The organism is Bacillus sp. AY18-3 (genome assembly GCF_008042305.1).
Classification (GTDB): Bacteria; Bacillota; Bacilli; order Bacillales; family Bacillaceae_G; genus Bacillus_A; species Bacillus_A wiedmannii.
Genome location: NZ_QKQR01000005.1, coordinates 29,721 through 46,807, shown reverse-complemented (window position 1 = coordinate 46,807; position 17,087 = coordinate 29,721). Strand labels below are relative to the sequence as shown.

Genomic DNA, 17,087 nt, shown 5'->3' with positions numbered 1-17,087 from the left:
TTTGTTTCCCCAAACCCCTTTATATATAGAAAAAGCTGCTTGTCTTATAGACAAGCAGCTTTTTAGTTTGTTTCATATATAATTTGACCTGTTTTCGTCATATCGTATCCGCCAATCGCTTTTAATTCATTATGAAATTCTTCCGATTGCAGAATATCTTTCACGACTTCGATCAGCTCTTCATTTTCTTTATTCTTCAAAATCACTAAATCATACTGTTCTTTCATGATTGGAATAAAGTCTACATTTACAATCTGTGAAAACTTTTCTGAACCTACTCCTACGTCAGCTTTTCCATTTGCGACTTGCGTGGCAACACCAAGATGATTCGACTCTTCCCATTCATATCCACTAATACGCTCTTTATTTAATTTTTGAATGCGCAATTGTTCATCCACTAACACCCTAATGCCAGAACCTTTTTCTCGATTTACAAATCGTATAGATGATTGAGATAAATCAGCCCATGTTTTTATATTTTTCGGATTTCCCTTTTGCACATAAAACCCAACGTTTCTTGCTAATAAATTAATCATCGTACATGGTTGTCCCACTAAAATACGTTTTACATACGGAACATTATATGTACCTGTTTCTCCATCAAACAAATGTAAGCTAACGATATTTCCTTCTCCTTGATACATTTTTACTAAACTCGTTAAACTACCTTGATATGCCCTTAATATGTTTGAACTTGGCAGGCGATTTTCTATACGTTTTGCCAACATATCTAACGTTAGTTCTTGTCCGCTAATAATACATGTATCCAAGCCCCTACTATCTTCGCTCTTTACAGGAGTACCTTGTATTTTCCCTGTTTTCATTTGCTTTATATATTGTTCTAAATCTGTTGCATCAATGCGCATCTGTCTACCAATTCTATAAGAAGGAAGTTCTCCTTTTTTAATTAGATCGTATACAGTTAATTTTGATACCTTTAATCGCTTCGCTACTTCTTCCGTTGTGTAGGAATGATGATCCATAGACGATTCCTCACTTTCTTCATTCATTGTAACAAAGAAAAGAATATTTCTCCTATATTAAAAAACAACTATATCGTTCAAATTATATTCAATTATAACTAATTATATCTAGTTATAATTAGTTATAATTAGTTATAATTGAATATATCAAAACGAAAGGGGATTTTTTTATGAACAAGTTTACATTACGATCCATCGGAGCACTTATACTTTCTTTTCTTCTTATATTTAGTGCCGCATGTACAAGCGGCGAAAAGAAAGAGAAATCAACTGCTAAAGAAGGAAAAGCAGTTGAACTTACTATATCAGCAGCTGCAAGCTTACAAGATGCACTAAAAGAAATTGAAACACAATATAAAGAAAAAGAACCTAATATTAAACTTTCTTTTAACTTCGGTGCTTCTGGTGCACTTCAACAACAAATTGAACAAGGCGCGCCTGCTGATTTATTCTTCTCAGCAGCCGAAGATAAATTCCAAACTCTTGTAAAAAAAGGATTCATTAATGAAAAAGAAGGGAAAAATCTTCTTGGAAATGAACTTGTTCTAGTTATCCCAAAAGATAGTTCTCTTACGAAAATTCAAGATTTAAAAGATGAAAAAATTAAGAAAATCGCACTTGGCACACCTGAATCTGTACCCGCGGGAAAATACGCAAAGGCTTCTCTCATACATGAAAATCTTTGGAATGACATTCAAAATAAAATCGTATTTACAAAAGATGTTCGCCAAGTGTTAACATATGTAGAAACAGGTAATGTCGATGCTGGTATTGTATACAAAACAGATGCTCTTATTTCAAACAAAGTAAAGATTGGTGAGACAGCAGCAGCTACTTCGCATGAGCCAATCCACTATCCTTTAGGTGTTATAAAGGAATCTAAGCATAAGAAAGAGGCGACTTCATTTTATGAGTATTTGCAGTCAAAAGATGCACAATCTATCTTTAAGAAATATGGATTTACAGTCCTATCATAATTGCCATGAGCTTTGATGCCCTTTTGTCACCGATCTTTCTATCTTTACGAGTAGCTGCATGCGCCACCATTATCGTTACAATTTTAGGGACGATTATCGGGCGAGCGCTAGCACGCTCCTCATGGAGATATAAAATAATATTAGAAACTATTTTCTTATTACCAATGGTACTTCCACCAACTGTAATCGGCTTTTTTCTCATTATCATTTTTGGAAATAATAGTCCCATTGGAACATGGATAGAATCAATATTTCAGCAGTCCATTATGTTCACATCTACTGCTGCGATCATCGCTTCTACAGTTGTTGCATTTCCACTCATGTATCAATCAGCAAAAACGGGATTTTCTATTGCAAATATACAAATTGAAGAAAGCGCTCGTGACCTTGGTGCAAGTGAATTTCAAGTCTTTCTACACGTTACACTTCCGCTGGCATTTCCTGCCTTACTAAGCGGAATGATTTTGAGCTTTGTTCGTGCGCTAGGGGAATTTGGTGCTACGCTCATGTTTGCTGGGAACATTCCTGGTAAAACTCAAACAATCCCAACTGCAATTTATATGGCGATTGATGCAAGTAATATGCAACTCGCTTGGACACTAGTAGTTATCACTATTAGTATGTCACTCCTATTTCTGCTATGTATTCAGCTTATTAATAAAAGAATTACTAACTCTTAAAGCAGCTTTTATCGAAGCTGCTTCTTTATTTCTTAGGAAATAAAATATACCATCGGGAAATAACTGAATTTTACCTTTTATTAAAATATACATTTTATTTGAATTCACTTTCTAAAATAGGCAATTTCCTGTTATTATATGGAGGTGTTTCAAAAAATGAAGAAATGAAAACGCATTTATATCGTGAATTCTTCATCCTGTTTTAGCGATCGGTAATCTTCTACTCTAGTAGTGGGGCATTACCGATCGTTAGAACGATATGTAATTATATTGGTATAGAAAACCGAAGGGAGTCTTGTAATGGACATTTTATTAGCGCTTCTTCCTGCAATTGCATGGGGAAACATCTTATTAGTAAGCGTAAAAATGGGCGGTGGTGCATATAGCCAAACGGTAGGTATGACAATCGGTGCTCTATTCTTCGCAACAATTATGTATGTATTTACTCAACCAGCTTTAACAATGACAGTCTTGATTGTTGGTTTTATTTCAGGTTTATTCTGGGCTTTAGGACAAGTAAACCAATTAAAAACAGTTGAAAAACTAGGTGTTTCAACTACTGTAACGATTTCTACTGGTATGCAACTTGTTGCAACTTCTATCTTTGGGGTTATCGCTTTCCGTGAGTGGACTACTACAACAACGATTGTTCTGGGAACGATTGCAATCCTATTAATCGTAGTTGGTGTTGTATTCACATCACTAGATGACAAAGAAAATGCACAGCCACCAGGACAATTGAAAAAAGGACTTCTTACTTTAATTGTTTCTACTTTCGGTTACCTTGTATATGTAATTATTATTCGTTGGTATAATATCGATGGTTGGTCTGCTATTTTACCACAAGCAGTTGGTATGTTTGTTGGTGCGGTTGTATTGACATCTAAACATAAACCATTTAACAAATATGCAATCCGTAATGCTTTATCTGGTTTACTATGGGGAACTGGAAACTTATTCTTACTTCTTTCATTACCACGTGTCGGAGTAGCAACAAGCTTCCCATTATCTCAAACTGGAATCGTTATCTCAACATTCGGTGCGATTGTCTTCTTAGGTGAAAAGAAAACAAAACGTCAATTGATCTTTATTGCACTAGGTAGTGTTTTAATTATCGGCGGCGCTGTATTGTTAGGTATGACAAAAGCATAAACTTATAATCTATTAATAAACCCCTGAAGCATATATGCTTCAGGGGTTTTTCTCTTTCAATTGTTTTCTAAATATAATTATTTACATGCCCCTGTCTTTTATCCCGCTTTAACGGGCAGTAAGACCCCCACCTCAAAATTCAGCGAAAGCAAAGAATTTAGGTGGAGGATCAACTGCCCATAAAAGTCCGATTGGTGAGGGCTGATAATCAGTGGGGGATGAAGAAAACCCCCACTGATTAAAGTTTCACTTTATAGTTGTTCTTCCACTCTAGTAAACCAGCTACACATATAAAGAGATTAATAACAGCTAATATTAGCATGACGTATAAACCTGTGGAAATATAAATCACAATGCTAACCACGTTATACAAAATCCATAAATACCAGTTTTCTAAAATTTTTCGACTTAGCATAAATTGAGCTACTAATCCTAGTACAGCATTTAAAGCATCTAAATATGGACTAGTTGATTCTAAATAACGGATTTGATAATAGCCCCAACCAATCCAAGCAACTAACATAAAGATTATATAAATAGTCCACCCTTTTACACCTAAACGAACTGTTGCTTTTACCTCTTCTCCCCCACTACGTGCTATCCAATAATACCAACCATATACATTAAATATAAATTGAAAGGCTGCCAATACTGCCATTGCATATAAACCTTGCGTAATGAAAATATACAGAAATACCGCAACCGTAATCATGCCAAACAAAAAGTTAGATACCTTTTCCCTCGCTAATAACCAAACATTAATAATCCCCATAACCGATGCGAAAATTTCAATATACCTCGATTGAATATAAAATCCAACCAATACGCAAATAATACTAGAAATGAATAAAAAAAGCGGACTTCTGACCATGATCATCTCTCCCCAGATGTATAATAAATTCCCTATCACCAGTATAAGGAACAATGCTTCCCTTTACCATGAATTTCCTCCTCCTCGTTATCCATTCCATCTACGGTAAGTCTTTTCTTTTTACAAAATTCTCTTAAAGATGGTATCGTTTTTTATAACATATCTCCACTAGAAAGGAATAAAGGATATGCTAACTAAACATCGAATTCTATTTATTGGTGCTGGTCGTATGGCAGAAGCTATATTTTCCGGATTACTTAAAACAAGCAAAGAATACATCGAAAAAATTATCGTTTCTAACCGCAGCAACGTAGAAAAGCTAGAACAATTAAAAGGACGATATAATGTGTCTATCACAACAGATTGGAAGCAGCATGTTACATCTGTTGATACGATTGTTTTAGCAATGCCGCCTTCTGCACATGAAGAATTATTAGCGGAGCTATCTCCGTTACTATCGAATCAACTTGTCGTAACGGTAGCTGCTGGCATTGGTCCATCTTATTTAGAAGCTAGACTCCCTAAGGACACGCCTGTTGCTTGGATTATGCCAAATACAGCTGCTGAAATTGGGAAGTCAATCTCCTTATATACAACAGGACAATCAGTAAACGAGATGCATCAAGAAACCTTGCAACTGCTTTTAAGAGGCATTGGTACTTCGCAACTTTGCACTGAGGAAGAAGTTCATCAGCTTACTGCAGTTACTGGAAGTGCACCAGCTTTCCTTTATTACTTTGCTGAAAGCTTGATTGAAGCAACAAAAAGTTATGGCGTCGATGAAGCAACCGCAAAACACCTTGTCATTCAAATGATTTCTGGATCTGCTTCTATGCTTGAACAAACGCAAGATCCGGCTAACCTCCGCGAACAAGTAACAACGCCAGGTGGTTCCACAGCTGAAGGTCTCAAAGCTTTATATGAATATAATTTTTCAGAGGCGATTCAAAAAGCAGTAGAAGCAACAAACAAAAAAGCTAGGGGGAAATAATATGAGTTTAACAAGTTTAAAAGACTATACTACATTACATAACGGTGTAAAAATGCCTTGGTTCGGTTTAGGTGTTTTTAAAGTAGAAGATGGTTCAGAAGTAATTGAGTCTGTAAAATCAGCAATTAAAAATGGTTACCGCAGCATCGATACTGCAGCAATCTATCAAAACGAAGAAGGCGTTGGACAAGCGATCCGTGAAGCAGGTGTTTCACGTGAAGAATTATTTATTACATCAAAAGTATGGAATAGCGATCAAGGATATGAAACAACACTTCAAGCATTTGAAACTACATTAGAAAAATTAGGTCTAGAATATTTAGATTTATATTTAGTACATTGGCCTGTAAAAGGGAAATATACTGAATCATGGAAAGCGTTAGAAAAACTTTATAAAGATGGCCGTGTTCGTGCTATCGGTGTGAGTAATTTCCACATTCACCACTTACAAGACGTATTTGAAATCGCTGAAATTAAGCCAATGGTCAATCAAGTGGAATACCACCCACGTTTAGCACAAGAAGAATTACACGCTTTCTGTAAAGAACATAACATCCAGCTTGAAGCTTGGTCACCATTAATGCAGGGACAACTACTGGATAACTCCACATTACAAGACATTGCGACAAAATATAATAAATCAACTGCACAAATTATTTTACGCTGGGATTTACAAAATGAAGTTGTAACAATCCCTAAATCTATTAAAGAACATCGCATTATTGAAAATGCAAATATATTCGATTTTGAATTAAGTGCTGATGACATGAAAGCAATTCAAGCTCTAAATGAAGATCGTCGCGTTGGTCCAGATCCAGATAACTTTGACTTCTAGTAGAAAAACCACTGCCATATGCAGTGGTTTTTCTCGTTAAATAAAACTGAAAATTTAAACTACATTTCAATTGGTTGACACTTCATCATCCAAGGTGTAAGATTTTGAATTATCAAAGAAACACAAAAATTAATAAAATTTATTCGTTTACTCATTGTATCAAGAGAGGTGGAGGGACTGGCCCTTTGAAACCTCGGCAACAGGTTCATTTTGAATACTGTGCCACTTCCTGCAAGCATTGTGCTTGAAAGATAGAATGAGGGACTTCGTTTATATACGGGTGCATAACTTGTACGTAAAAATCCCTCTTTCTCAATATGAAAAGAGGGATTTTTTATTTTTCATTTCCCTCATCATCATCCAAACTTAATTATTTAGGAGGAAAATCAAATGAAAAAGAAGTTTGTACCCGGTATTGCATCAGTTGTAGGAGTAAGTATTTTATTAACTGGTTGCGGTAGTTATAAAAACGAAGCAAGCGGAGCAAATGCAAAAGACGAGGTGCCTAGTAAACAGGTTTTAAACTTATCTTCACCTACGGAAATACGAACAATGGATACAGCTCGTGCTACAGATACTGATTCTGGTCAAGTAATGAGAAACGTATTTGAAGGTTTGTATAATCTTGGTGAAGGTAACAAACCTGTCCCTGGCGTTGCGAAATCTCATGAAGTAAGTGGCGATAAAACGAAATACACATTCCACCTGCGAGATTCAAAATGGTCAAACGGCACTCCTGTCACAGCGAAAGATTTTGTCTTCGCTTGGCAAAGAGCTGTTGATCCAGCAACAGCCTCTGAATATGCATTTCTATTCTTTGATATTAAAAATGCAACAAAAATTAACAACAAAGAACTTCCAGCCGATCAACTTGGTGTAAAAGCAATTGATGACCATACGTTTGAGGTAGAATTAGAACGTCCTGTTCCGTACTTTATAAGCTTAACAGCATTCCCAACATTTCTACCAATTAACGAGGAATTCTTTAAAGCACAAGGTGATAAGTATGCGTTAGAAGACAATACAATTTTGTACAACGGAGCTTTTACACTAAGCGATTGGAAGCATGAGCAAAGCTTTAAATTTAAGAAAAACCCTACCTATTGGGATAAAGATACTGTCAAACTGGAAGAAATCAATTTTAACGTCGTAAAAGAAAAATCTACAGAAGTAAATTTATTCGAGTCAAAACAATTAGATCGTATCAAACTAACATCTGACTTCGTTGATAAATATAAAAAGGATGCTAACTTTAAAGAACGGCCAAACGTAGGGGTACAGTTTCTACGTATGAATCAACAAAACAAAGTACTTCAAAACGTTTCTGCACGCCAAGCAATCGATCAAACAATTGATCGAAAATCCTTTGTAAATACGTTATTAAATGACGGCTCCACACCAACCTCTAGTCTCGTACCGAAAAACTTTGCAAAAGGACCTGACGGAACAGACTTCCGTGCTGCAAACGGCGATTTAACAAAGGTTGATACAAAATCTGCTCAAGAATTATGGAAAAAGGCAAAACAAGAACTTGGGTCTGAAAAAATAACATTAGAACTATTAATAAGTGACGGTGACCTTGAAAAGAAAACTGGTGAGTTCTTAAAAGGACAATTAGAAAAGAATTTAGATGGCTTAACAGTAAATATAAAGCCGCAACCACGTAAACAACAAGTTTCACTTTTATTAAAAGGTGACTACGAAATTGGAATTGACGGCTGGAGCCCTGACTTTGCAGATCCAATTACATTCCTTGAGCTATTTACAACGAATAACCCTTACAACTTAGATCATTACTCTAATAAGGAGTTCGATGAAACAATAGCAAAAGTGAAAACAACTTTAGCCGGTGATGAAAAAGCTCGCTGGGAAGCATTACTAGCATCCGAGAAAATATTATTTAAAGACTCTGTTATCGCTCCTCTTTACCAAAAAGGCGAATCTTATTTAGAACGTTCTTATGTGAAAGGAATTGTGCAAGTAGACTTTGCAGGTCAATTAAACTTCAAATGGGCCAAAATTGAAAAATAAAGCGAAACTTTAATCAGTGGGGTTTTCTTCATCCCCCACTGATTATTAGCCCACACCAATTGTTTTTTTAGCAAAACATATTAAAAGCAGATTCCCTAATGCGAGGAAATCTGCTTTTTTAATATATTATTCTAAGAAATTAACAATCTATTTTTATTATTGACATATAGTTCTTTCCAGTGTTAATATTCTAAATAATCAAAGAAACAAAATATTTCACCATCAAAATATAACATCTACTACGTTGAAACATATAACGATAGATTATAGCTCAACATGTATATACATATAGAACACCTGATTACCTACATACACATATCTATAATAGGTTTTCTCTTCTTCTATAGCTACACTTCAAAACGTGGACATTACGACGTTACGAACAACACATTTAGGGAGGAACGAACAATGAAGAAAAAAGTTGTACCTGTTGTTGCATCTGTTTTAGGGGCAAGTCTATTACTAACTGCTTGCGGAGGAAATAAAGATCATGCAAGCGGAGCGAAAGCAAATGATAAAGCACCTGATAAACAGGCAATTAACTTATCATTCGCTTCAGAAATTCCAACAATGGATGTTGCAAAAGCAACGGATGGGGAATCCATGAGCGTAATGCGCAATGTTTTTGAAGGTTTATATGCAATGGGAGAAGATAACAAACCAATTCCTGGTGTTGCTGAGTCGGTTGACCTTAGTCCCGATAAAACAAAATATACATTCCACCTGCGTGATTCAAAATGGTCAAACGGTACTCCAGTTACAGCAAAGGACTTTGTCTTCGCTTGGCAACGTGCCGTAAATCCTGATACAGCAGCTGAATATGCATTCTTATTCTTCGATATACAGAATGCGAAACAAATAAGCCAGAAACAATTGCCAATTGATCAACTAGGTGTCAAAGCTCTTGATGATAAAACGTTAGAAGTACAACTAGACCGTCCTGTTCCCTACTTCTTAAGCTTAACGACATTCTCAACATTCTTACCAATTAATGAAGATTACTTAAAATCTCAGGGCGATAAATATGGTTTAGAAACAAATCATTTAATTTACAACGGTGCTTTCATATTAGATAACTGGAAACACGAGCAAAGCTTCCAATTGAAGAAGAACCCTAACTATTGGGATGCTAAAACTGTAAAATTAGAAGAAATCAACTTCAATGTCGTTAAAGATAAATCTACAGAAGTTAACTTATACGATTCAGGACAAATTGATCGCGTTGCTTTAACTGCGGAGTTTGTTGATAAATATAAGAGCGATCCAAACTTCAAAGACCGCGCTGAAGTTGGCATTCAATTTTTACGACTAAATCAAAAAAATGAAACATTAAAAAATCAACATGCACGCCTTGCTATTAACGGAGCAATGAATAAAAAAGCATACGTAGAAACAATTTTAAATAACGGTGCTATTCCAGCTGAAGGAATGGTTCCTGCGAAATTCGCAAAGAGTCCAGAAGGTAACGACTTCCGTAAAGAAAACGGAAACCTAGTCAAAGATGATGTGAAAACAGCGAAAGAAAACTGGAAAAAAGCGAAACAAGAACTTGGTACTGACAAAGTAACAATCGAACTATTAACAAGTGATAATGCTTTAGCTAAAAAAACTGGTGAATATTTAAAAGGTGAACTAGAAAAGAACCTAGATGGATTAACAGTGACATTAAAACCACAACCACGTAAACAACAGCTGAAACTACTATTAAGTGGTGACTATGAAATCGGTATTGATGGCTGGGGCCCTGACTTCGCTGACCCAATTACATTCTTAGATTTATTTACAACAGATAGTGCTTATAACTTCGATAAATACTCTAACAAAGAGTACGATGCACTCATTCATAAAGTGAAAACAGATTTAGCTAGCGATGAAAAGGCTCGCTTTGAAGCAATGAAGCAAGCTGAAAAAATCCTATTACAAGACGGTGCTGTCGCTCCTTTATACCAACAAGGTCGTTCTTACCTACAACGCGGATTTATTAAAGGGCTTGTAACAACTGACTTCGGTGGTGAATTTAACTACAAGTGGACAGAAGTTACAAAATAATAAAATAAAAAAGGTATCCAATCGCAGGATACCTTTTTTATTTTATACTTCTTTAACTACATAGCTTCTTCTCTTTACTATTCCTTTTATAGATACAGTAATTACTGCTACCAATTGTGTAACTAATATAATGACTAATAATGAAATAATATTTTTCTCTAAACTTACTCCCCCAAATATTATTGTATAATAGCCATTCGCTGCATATGTTGCGGGAAATAATTCACCGATTGTTTGATATGTTTTAGAAAGCATCTCATGTGGTACAATTACACCCGAACTTACAAGTTGTAATGATAGTGAAATTATATTAAAGATCATACCTGCATTTCCGAAAACAGTTATGAACATTTGTGTTAATGAAAGAAAGGCGAAGAAGACTATTGTCAATAATCCTCTTCCCCTTCTTTTTGCATCGAACTAAAACTCATCATAAATATAAACATAAACATCAAATATGTTCTCCACGTCAAAGAAGGTATATGTCCCGACCACAGATAGCTAATGAAATAGTTAATTCCCATAATACAAGACGATACTACTAAACTAATACTTATTAGTTTTGCATATTTGAACATAGCTTTTCTCCTTACTTTTCTATCTCTTCAAATTGCAGATTTATTGGCTCTTCTAGTAGTGTTTCATAAAAATTTTCAGCCAAATCTGTTGAAGGAATTTTTTCATCCACTTCATCAAATCGAATACTATCTAGCCACACACAACCTTCCCCTGATAATAAGACACCAAATGCTATACCAAGTGCTTCTTCTTTTATATCTAATACAACCGAGTACGATTGCCAGTTATTCGTATTTTTAATTGGGCGATTTTGCATGTTATCCATAGCGAGTGGTTCTGTATCTTTTCCGTCTACTCTCATCCACAATCCTGCCCAATCTCTTACGTTCTCACTCTTAACAAATGCTGTTAAACGTAATCTTTTACCTACATATTTATCTGCTCGGAACATTTGCATTAATGTTGAAAATCCTCCGTGCGTAACATTTTCTTTTGCTTTTATGTATGCAGATACTTTTCCTTGATGTGCAACTTCATAATCTAAGCCCATCTCATACTCAGCAGGATGACTTCCACTTAAGATCCATCCTTTCGGTATACCTTTTTGCATTGAAATACCCTCTCTTTCTATATAAAATGACTGGAAGTACTTTCGATATTTCTTTGGTGGCAATTGAAACATTCTTTTAAAAGCTCTCGTAAATGCCTCTTGTGAGGAAAAGCCGTATTGTACTGCAATATCAATAACAGCCCTCTCCGTTGACACTAAGGCTTGCGCAGCATAAGTTAACCTTCTCTTTCGAATATAATCCGTTACACTCATCCCAACATATCTTTGAAAGATGCGATGAAAATGGTACATCGATACTGCACTGTGAGACGCCACTCTTTCTGTTGTAAGCTCCTCATGTAAATGATCCTCTATATATTCAATTGCTTGTTTTATCATCTCTTTATATTCTTCATGCATGTTAGTACCCCCTCACAACTTCAATTTACCATATACATACAAATCATTTTTGATTTAAATTGCGGATTATCCCTTGTGGCTATAGGGTAATAATTTATTTTCACCTCATACATAATTACATGATTTTGGGAAAAACTTGTATAGAACGAATTTACATAAGGAGGAATTTTTAATGAGAATTTTACTATCAGTTTTATTAGCTCTTATGCTAGTACCTGCATTAACAGGATGTAAAGCTCCTGTTAAAGAAGACACAACTTCTAATAAAAAGACTACAGAAGAGGCAAAGAATGAAGCTCCTGCTGATTTAAAACTAAACTTCAATGAATTCGATTTAAAGGCAGACTACCAAGATACAAAGAAAGACTACGAAGCTGACTATAAAAATGTAGCAGCAGATAAAAAAATGGAAGCAAAAATTGAAGATCATAAAGCAGATGTAAAATTAACAGGAGACGAGGCTATCACAAAATTAAGCCCACTTCTACAAGAATTAAAATTTAATAAAGATACTCCCGACCAAGAAGTAATCGATCAAGTAGTAAATGTGTTCAAACTTGATAAAGACTACCAAAAGTTTGATTTAGAAGTTGTCTTCTCTGATGGAACGAAAAAAGAATATAAAAGAGAAATAAAATAAAGAAGTAGGCAGTTGCCTACTTCTTTATTTTTGCATATCTTAAATCTGGTTTAGATCCAACATAATATTGAAGTCCAGATACTGATCCTTTTTGTAAGTAAGAATCAGAAGGGAATATAATTGGAATTAACGGTGAATCTGTAAACATAATATCTTCTGCTTTATGCAATAAATCAAAACGCTTATCTTCATTTTGTTCAACTTCTGCTTCTTTGATTAAAGCGTCAAATTCTTTATTATGCCATTTTGCATAGTTGTTTGGACCATCACCTGCATATAAATCTAGTTTAGTAATTGGGTCTAATAAAGAACCGCCCCATCCCATATAAGCTAATTGGAAATCACTTTGCTTATATGTATCGATGTAACTCTTCCACTCTTTATTTTCTAATTTAATATCTACACCAAGATTTTTCTTAAACATTTCCTGCATTGCTTCTGCTACTTTTTTATGCTGTGTATCCGTTGTGAATTTTAATGTTACTTCAGGTAATGTAGACCAACCTTGTTCTTTCATACCCTCTTCTAATAATTTTTTCGCTTCTGTTGTATCAAATTTTACGTAATCACCTTTTTCTTTACGAAAATCACGACCACTTTGTGTTTTTGCTCCTTCTGGAACGAATGCATATGCTTCTTGCGCATTATTCTTATACAGTTTTTCAACGATAAACTTACGATCAACTGCTAATGAAAATGCTTTACGTACTTTCGCATTTGTGAATGGCTCTTTTTCTACGTTAAACGAATAAATATAAGATGAGAATCCCGCAACACGCTTATATTCTTTATTTCCTTTTTCTTTCTCAATCATTTCTTGTGGTAAACCACTTAGTAAATCTAATTCTTTTGATTTGTACAATTGGTACGCTGTTTTAGAATCTGGAATAATACGAAACTCAATTTCTTTTAATGTTACCTTTTTATCATAGTATTCTTTATTTTTTTGTACTGTAATTGCTTGGTTATGCTTCCATTCTTTTAACGTGAATGGTCCATTTGTAATTAACTCTTTTGGATCTGTTTTTAATTTGTTGTTGTCATCAATTGATTTTTTAGATAATGGAATAAATAATGAACTCGCTAATTTTTGTTTAATAGAAGCAACTGGGTGCTCAAGTGTTACCTTTAATGTTTGAGGATCAACAACTTGAATACCAACTTGGCTTTCTTCACCTTTTCCAGTATTATACGCCTCTGCACCTTTAATAAAGTACATTTCTGTCCCATTCATAGAACCCGTTTTCGGATTTAATAATCGCTTCCATGCAAATTCAAAATCATTTGCTGTAATAGGAGAACCATCTGACCATTTAATATCTTTCTTTAAATGGATTGTATATTCAGTTCCATCTGCATTTACTTCTTCTTTCTCTGCTAATTCATTTTGATATTTCCCATCACTATCTTGCGTATATAAGCTTGAGAATAAATGTCCAATTACATAACCTGATGTGCTATCTGTTGCAATAGCGGAATCGAGTGTATATGGATCGCTACCAATATTCGTTACTAATCGATCTCCTTCTCCCTTACCAGCACTCGCCTTTTGCGCCTCTTTTTTACCGCAAGCGACAGAAGTAATTGCTAATACGGTCATAATGACAAATAATAAAAACTTCTTCATCCTACATTCTCCTTTAACCCGAAATTTTTGGTGTTGATGCTAATAATGTTTTTGTATAAGAATGTTGTGGATTACGGAATACTTCATCCGTATTTCCAAATTCAACAAGTTCTCCTTTATATAAGACAGCCACTTTTTCACATAAGTAGTGAACCATCGGCAAATCATGCGCGATAAATAAATATGTATAGCCTTGTTCCTTTTGAATCTTTTGCAACAAGTGCACAATTTGGATTTGAAGTGAAACATCTAACGCTGAAATTGGTTCATCCAGGATTAATACTTCTGGCTCACATAATAACGCCCTTGCAATAGCGATCCGTTGACGTTGTCCTCCGCTAAATTCGTGTGGGTATCGATCAGTATATCGTCTATCTAATCCAACACGTTCTAGCGCATCACCTGCTACCTCATCTTTCAATCCTTTATCACCTAAACCGAATGAAATATATCCTTCTGTTACGCTATCGCGTACTTTCCAGCGCGGATTTAATGCAGCTGTTGAATCTTGAAAAATGAATTGTACTTTCTGCAAGAAATCTCGCTTATGAGCTGATTTCAACTTGTGAACAACTTGACCGTTATAATCAATTTGACCAGACGTTGGGCTCTCAATCCCAGCTATGAGCTTACCAAGTGTTGTCTTTCCTGAACCACTTTCTCCAATAATGCCAAGCGTTGTTCCTTTCGGGATAGAAAGTGATATATCTTTTAGCGCTATGATTTCTTTCTTTTTACTTCCATACGTTTTCGTTACTTGCTTTACAGTAATTAAATCTGTCGTCATGAGGCATTCACCTTCTCTTTTGATTTCGCTTGGTCATGCTCTAGAACATGTTGCCAACAATGTGAACTGTGTTCCCCAGAATATGCTGTTCTATCAGGGAAACGATGAACACATTCTTGTATTGCTACTGGGCATCTATTTACAAATGGGCACCCAAAGCTATTTAACGTTTCAATTGATGGTGTTGTTCCCTCAATGGCCCTAAGTACCTTTTCGGAATCATCCATATTCGGAATAGCTTGCAATAAACTTTTCGTATATGGGTGCTTAGGTGAACCTATCACTTCTTTTATCGTCCCTTTTTCAACAACACGTCCCCCGTACATCACAACTACTCGGTCAGCTACTTCACGTACAAGCGCCAAATCATGTGTAATTAATAAAATACTCGTATTTTGTTTTTCTTTGCGCTCTTTTAATAACCCCATAATTTGCTTTTGAATCGTTACATCTAATGCAGTTGTAGGCTCATCTGCAATAACGAGCTTTGGGTGACACGCAAACGCAATTGCTAAACAAATACGTTGCCTCATGCCTCCGCTTAATTGATGTGGGTACTGTTCAAAACGTTTCTCTGCTTCATGTATCCCTAAATCATTTAATAAGTTAATCGCAATTTCTTTTGCTTCTCTTTTCGATTTTTTCTCATGTTGCAAAATCACTTCTGTAATTTGCCTTCCTACTTTCATCGTCGGATTTAAAGAGGACAGAGGGTCTTGAAAGATAAATGAAATATCTTTCCCTCGAATTTGATTCCATTCTGATTCTTGTAAATTCGTCAACCTTTGAGATTGGAAAGAGATGCTTCCGTCATCAATGTGAATAGATTCTTGATTTAATCCGACAATAGATTGTGCTGTAACACTTTTTCCTGAACCACTTTCTCCTACAAGTGCAACGATTTCACCTTCATTAATAGAAAAGGAAACATGCTTCACAATTGCTTGCTTACTACTCTCTTTTTCAACGACCAATGTTACGTTTTCTAAAGATAAGAGCTGTCCCATGTTTTTTCTCCTTTCGATTCCGTTTTACAATCTTCGGATCAATTGCATCTTGCAAACCATCACCAATTGCATTAAATGCAAACATAATGAGTGCAATCATGATTGCTGGGAAGAATAATTGCCACCATTCTCCGCTTAGTAATGTCCCGAGTGCATCGTTCGTCATCGTTCCCCAGCTCGCTAATGGTGATTGTACTCCGAGTCCGATAAAGCTTAAAAATGATTCTGAGAAAATAGCTGCTGGAATTGTAAATGATAAATTTACGATAATAATGCCTGTTAAATTCGGAATGATGTGTCCGTATATAATCTTCATATGCGATGTACCTAATCGCTCTGCTGCAATAACAAATTCTCTTTGCTTTAAAGATAATACTTGTGCCCTAACGAGACGTGCCATGCCAATCCATCCTGTTAATGCAAGGGCAATAATAATTGTAAAAAGCCCTGGTTTCATAACGATTAATAATAAAATAACAATTAATAAATATGGGATACCGTATAACACTTCAATCCCTCGTACAATCCACTCATCAATTAACGTTCCAAGGCGACTACGTCCTCTCACATATCCACTAAAGCCCCCGATTAGTACACCTATTCCTATATCAAGAGCCGCTGCCACTAATCCAACTGTTAGTGAAATTTTCCCTCCAGCCCAGGTGCGCGCCCATATGTCCCTTCCTAAATCATCTGTTCCGAACCAATGCTCACTACTAGGTGGGAGGTTTGTTGCTTCTTTTACTTGTTCACTCGCAGTAAATGCCGTTAAACTTTCGCCAACCAGTGAGAAAATAATAATTAGTAATAACGTCACTGCCCCTAAAACTGCTATAGGGTTTGATATAAACTTGCGAAACACTTCCTTCTTTCGACTAATCGTTTGCTGATCTTTATTTATCGTTAATTCTTTTTTCTCCTCATTCGTTAATAACTGTTTATTGATTTCATAAGCTCCCATTTAAATG

General features: G+C 35.5%; 17 protein-coding genes and 1 riboswitch. Of the genes, 8 read left to right on the top strand and 9 right to left on the bottom strand.

Annotated elements, in window-relative coordinates:
• Nucleotides 1–62 precede the first annotated feature (62 nt).
• Nucleotides 63–1,010, bottom strand: a complete 948-nt coding sequence (locus tag DM800_RS04825) for a helix-turn-helix transcriptional regulator (protein ID WP_106383479.1) — start codon at nucleotides 1,008–1,010, stop codon at nucleotides 63–65.
• Nucleotides 1,011–1,153: 143 nt separating this feature from the next.
• Here DM800_RS04825 and modA point away from each other — a divergent pair, with 143 nt between their 5' ends.
• The 3 genes from modA to DM800_RS04810 all read left to right on the top strand — a co-directional run bounded on the left by modA (nucleotide 1,154) and on the right by DM800_RS04810 (nucleotide 3,792).
• A complete protein-coding gene (modA, locus tag DM800_RS04820) occupies nucleotides 1,154–1,960 on the top strand; it encodes a molybdate ABC transporter substrate-binding protein (RefSeq protein WP_098856585.1) in 807 nt (268 codons plus the stop codon).
• Between the two features lie 5 nt (nucleotides 1,961–1,965).
• Complete coding sequence (modB, locus tag DM800_RS04815) at nucleotides 1,966–2,640, top strand: molybdate ABC transporter permease subunit (RefSeq protein WP_098134564.1); 675 nt, start codon at nucleotides 1,966–1,968, stop codon at nucleotides 2,638–2,640.
• A gap of 300 nt (nucleotides 2,641–2,940) precedes the next feature.
• On the top strand, nucleotides 2,941–3,792 hold the full coding sequence (locus DM800_RS04810; protein ID WP_000353549.1) for a GRP family sugar transporter: 852 nt from the start codon (nucleotides 2,941–2,943) through the stop codon (nucleotides 3,790–3,792).
• Between the two features lie 238 nt (nucleotides 3,793–4,030).
• Here DM800_RS04810 and pnuC read toward each other — a convergent pair whose 3' ends face one another.
• Nucleotides 4,031–4,663 carry a nicotinamide riboside transporter PnuC gene (gene pnuC / locus DM800_RS04805; protein ID WP_147786522.1) on the bottom strand — a complete coding sequence of 211 codons (633 nt, stop codon included), beginning with the start codon at nucleotides 4,661–4,663 and terminating at the stop codon, nucleotides 4,031–4,033.
• A gap of 187 nt (nucleotides 4,664–4,850) precedes the next feature.
• Between pnuC and proC the strand changes: the two genes are divergently transcribed.
• From proC to DM800_RS04785, 4 genes are all read left to right on the top strand, one after another.
• Complete coding sequence (proC, locus tag DM800_RS04800) at nucleotides 4,851–5,654, top strand: pyrroline-5-carboxylate reductase (RefSeq protein ID WP_147786521.1); 804 nt, start codon at nucleotides 4,851–4,853, stop codon at nucleotides 5,652–5,654.
• Nucleotide 5,655: 1 nt separating this feature from the next.
• Nucleotides 5,656–6,489, top strand: a complete 834-nt coding sequence (locus tag DM800_RS04795) for an aldo/keto reductase (protein WP_088061710.1) — start codon at nucleotides 5,656–5,658, stop codon at nucleotides 6,487–6,489.
• Nucleotides 6,490–6,642: 153 nt separating this feature from the next.
• A riboswitch (SAM riboswitch) is annotated at nucleotides 6,643–6,747 on the top strand.
• Between the two features lie 132 nt (nucleotides 6,748–6,879).
• Nucleotides 6,880–8,520, top strand: a complete 1,641-nt coding sequence (locus DM800_RS04790; RefSeq protein ID WP_147786520.1) for a peptide ABC transporter substrate-binding protein — start codon at nucleotides 6,880–6,882, stop codon at nucleotides 8,518–8,520.
• Between the two features lie 408 nt (nucleotides 8,521–8,928).
• Entirely contained in the window at nucleotides 8,929–10,569 is a 1,641-nt protein-coding gene (locus DM800_RS04785; protein ID WP_147786519.1) for a peptide ABC transporter substrate-binding protein, read from the top strand.
• Between the two features lie 42 nt (nucleotides 10,570–10,611).
• Here the strand turns inward: DM800_RS04785 and DM800_RS04780 are convergent, their stop codons facing one another.
• Genes DM800_RS04780 through DM800_RS04770 form a run of 3 tightly spaced genes read right to left on the bottom strand, consistent with a single transcriptional unit; the run spans nucleotide 10,612 to nucleotide 12,058 of the window.
• The gene (locus DM800_RS04780; RefSeq protein ID WP_097891789.1) at nucleotides 10,612–10,959 is read right to left on the bottom strand and encodes an ABC-2 transporter permease; all 348 of its coding nucleotides are present in this window, start codon (nucleotides 10,957–10,959) and stop codon (nucleotides 10,612–10,614) included.
• Nucleotides 10,956–11,147: a hypothetical protein gene (locus DM800_RS04775; protein ID WP_075312858.1), complete on the bottom strand. Its 192-nt coding sequence runs from the start codon at nucleotides 11,145–11,147 to the stop codon at nucleotides 10,956–10,958. Before DM800_RS04775 ends, DM800_RS04780 begins: the two co-directional genes overlap by 4 nt.
• Before the next feature lie 11 nt (nucleotides 11,148–11,158).
• The gene (locus DM800_RS04770; RefSeq protein WP_097907322.1) at nucleotides 11,159–12,058 is read right to left on the bottom strand and encodes a helix-turn-helix transcriptional regulator; all 900 of its coding nucleotides are present in this window, start codon (nucleotides 12,056–12,058) and stop codon (nucleotides 11,159–11,161) included.
• A gap of 172 nt (nucleotides 12,059–12,230) precedes the next feature.
• Between DM800_RS04770 and DM800_RS04765 the strand changes: the two genes are divergently transcribed.
• Nucleotides 12,231–12,698, top strand: coding sequence for a YusW family protein (locus DM800_RS04765; RefSeq protein WP_088061704.1), 468 nt, complete (start codon nucleotides 12,231–12,233; stop codon nucleotides 12,696–12,698).
• A gap of 16 nt (nucleotides 12,699–12,714) precedes the next feature.
• Here DM800_RS04765 and DM800_RS04760 read toward each other — a convergent pair whose 3' ends face one another.
• Genes DM800_RS04760 through DM800_RS04745 form a run of 4 tightly spaced genes read right to left on the bottom strand, consistent with a single transcriptional unit; the run spans nucleotide 12,715 to nucleotide 17,080 of the window.
• Nucleotides 12,715–14,325 carry a peptide ABC transporter substrate-binding protein gene (locus tag DM800_RS04760; RefSeq protein ID WP_070169278.1) on the bottom strand — a complete coding sequence of 537 codons (1,611 nt, stop codon included), beginning with the start codon at nucleotides 14,323–14,325 and terminating at the stop codon, nucleotides 12,715–12,717.
• A gap of 13 nt (nucleotides 14,326–14,338) precedes the next feature.
• Nucleotides 14,339–15,112 carry an ABC transporter ATP-binding protein gene (locus DM800_RS04755; RefSeq protein ID WP_060486393.1) on the bottom strand — a complete coding sequence of 258 codons (774 nt, stop codon included), beginning with the start codon at nucleotides 15,110–15,112 and terminating at the stop codon, nucleotides 14,339–14,341.
• Nucleotides 15,109–16,119 (bottom strand): ABC transporter ATP-binding protein, encoded by a 1,011-nt coding sequence (locus DM800_RS04750; protein WP_088609470.1) that lies wholly within the window; start codon nucleotides 16,117–16,119, stop codon nucleotides 15,109–15,111. Before DM800_RS04750 ends, DM800_RS04755 begins: the two co-directional genes overlap by 4 nt.
• Nucleotides 16,076–17,080, bottom strand: coding sequence for an ABC transporter permease (locus tag DM800_RS04745; RefSeq protein ID WP_147786518.1), 1,005 nt, complete (start codon nucleotides 17,078–17,080; stop codon nucleotides 16,076–16,078). The genes DM800_RS04750 and DM800_RS04745 overlap by 44 nt, the downstream gene beginning before the upstream one ends.
• Nucleotides 17,081–17,087 lie beyond the last annotated feature (7 nt).

Bases quoted from the DNA above. Each gene is read 5' to 3' on its own strand.
- DM800_RS04765 (WP_088061704.1), top strand. From the start codon at position 12,231: ATGAGAATTTTACTATCAGTTTTATTAGCTCTTATGCTAGTACCTGCA.
- DM800_RS04825 (WP_106383479.1), bottom strand. From the start codon at position 1,010: ATGAATGAAGAAAGTGAGGAATCGTCTATGGATCATCATTCCTACACA.
- DM800_RS04795 (WP_088061710.1), top strand. From the start codon at position 5,656: ATGAGTTTAACAAGTTTAAAAGACTATACTACATTACATAACGGTGTA.
- DM800_RS04750 (WP_088609470.1), bottom strand. From the start codon at position 16,119: ATGGGACAGCTCTTATCTTTAGAAAACGTAACATTGGTCGTTGAAAAA.
- proC (WP_147786521.1), top strand. From the start codon at position 4,851: ATGCTAACTAAACATCGAATTCTATTTATTGGTGCTGGTCGTATGGCA.
- pnuC (WP_147786522.1), bottom strand. From the start codon at position 4,663: ATGGTCAGAAGTCCGCTTTTTTTATTCATTTCTAGTATTATTTGCGTA.
- DM800_RS04775 (WP_075312858.1), bottom strand. From the start codon at position 11,147: ATGTTCAAATATGCAAAACTAATAAGTATTAGTTTAGTAGTATCGTCT.
- modB (WP_098134564.1), top strand. From the start codon at position 1,966: ATGAGCTTTGATGCCCTTTTGTCACCGATCTTTCTATCTTTACGAGTA.
- DM800_RS04745 (WP_147786518.1), bottom strand. From the start codon at position 17,080: ATGGGAGCTTATGAAATCAATAAACAGTTATTAACGAATGAGGAGAAA.
- DM800_RS04755 (WP_060486393.1), bottom strand. From the start codon at position 15,112: ATGACGACAGATTTAATTACTGTAAAGCAAGTAACGAAAACGTATGGA.
- modA (WP_098856585.1), top strand. From the start codon at position 1,154: ATGAACAAGTTTACATTACGATCCATCGGAGCACTTATACTTTCTTTT.
- DM800_RS04790 (WP_147786520.1), top strand. From the start codon at position 6,880: ATGAAAAAGAAGTTTGTACCCGGTATTGCATCAGTTGTAGGAGTAAGT.
- DM800_RS04770 (WP_097907322.1), bottom strand. From the start codon at position 12,058: ATGCATGAAGAATATAAAGAGATGATAAAACAAGCAATTGAATATATA.
- DM800_RS04760 (WP_070169278.1), bottom strand. From the start codon at position 14,325: ATGAAGAAGTTTTTATTATTTGTCATTATGACCGTATTAGCAATTACT.
- DM800_RS04810 (WP_000353549.1), top strand. From the start codon at position 2,941: ATGGACATTTTATTAGCGCTTCTTCCTGCAATTGCATGGGGAAACATC.
- DM800_RS04785 (WP_147786519.1), top strand. From the start codon at position 8,929: ATGAAGAAAAAAGTTGTACCTGTTGTTGCATCTGTTTTAGGGGCAAGT.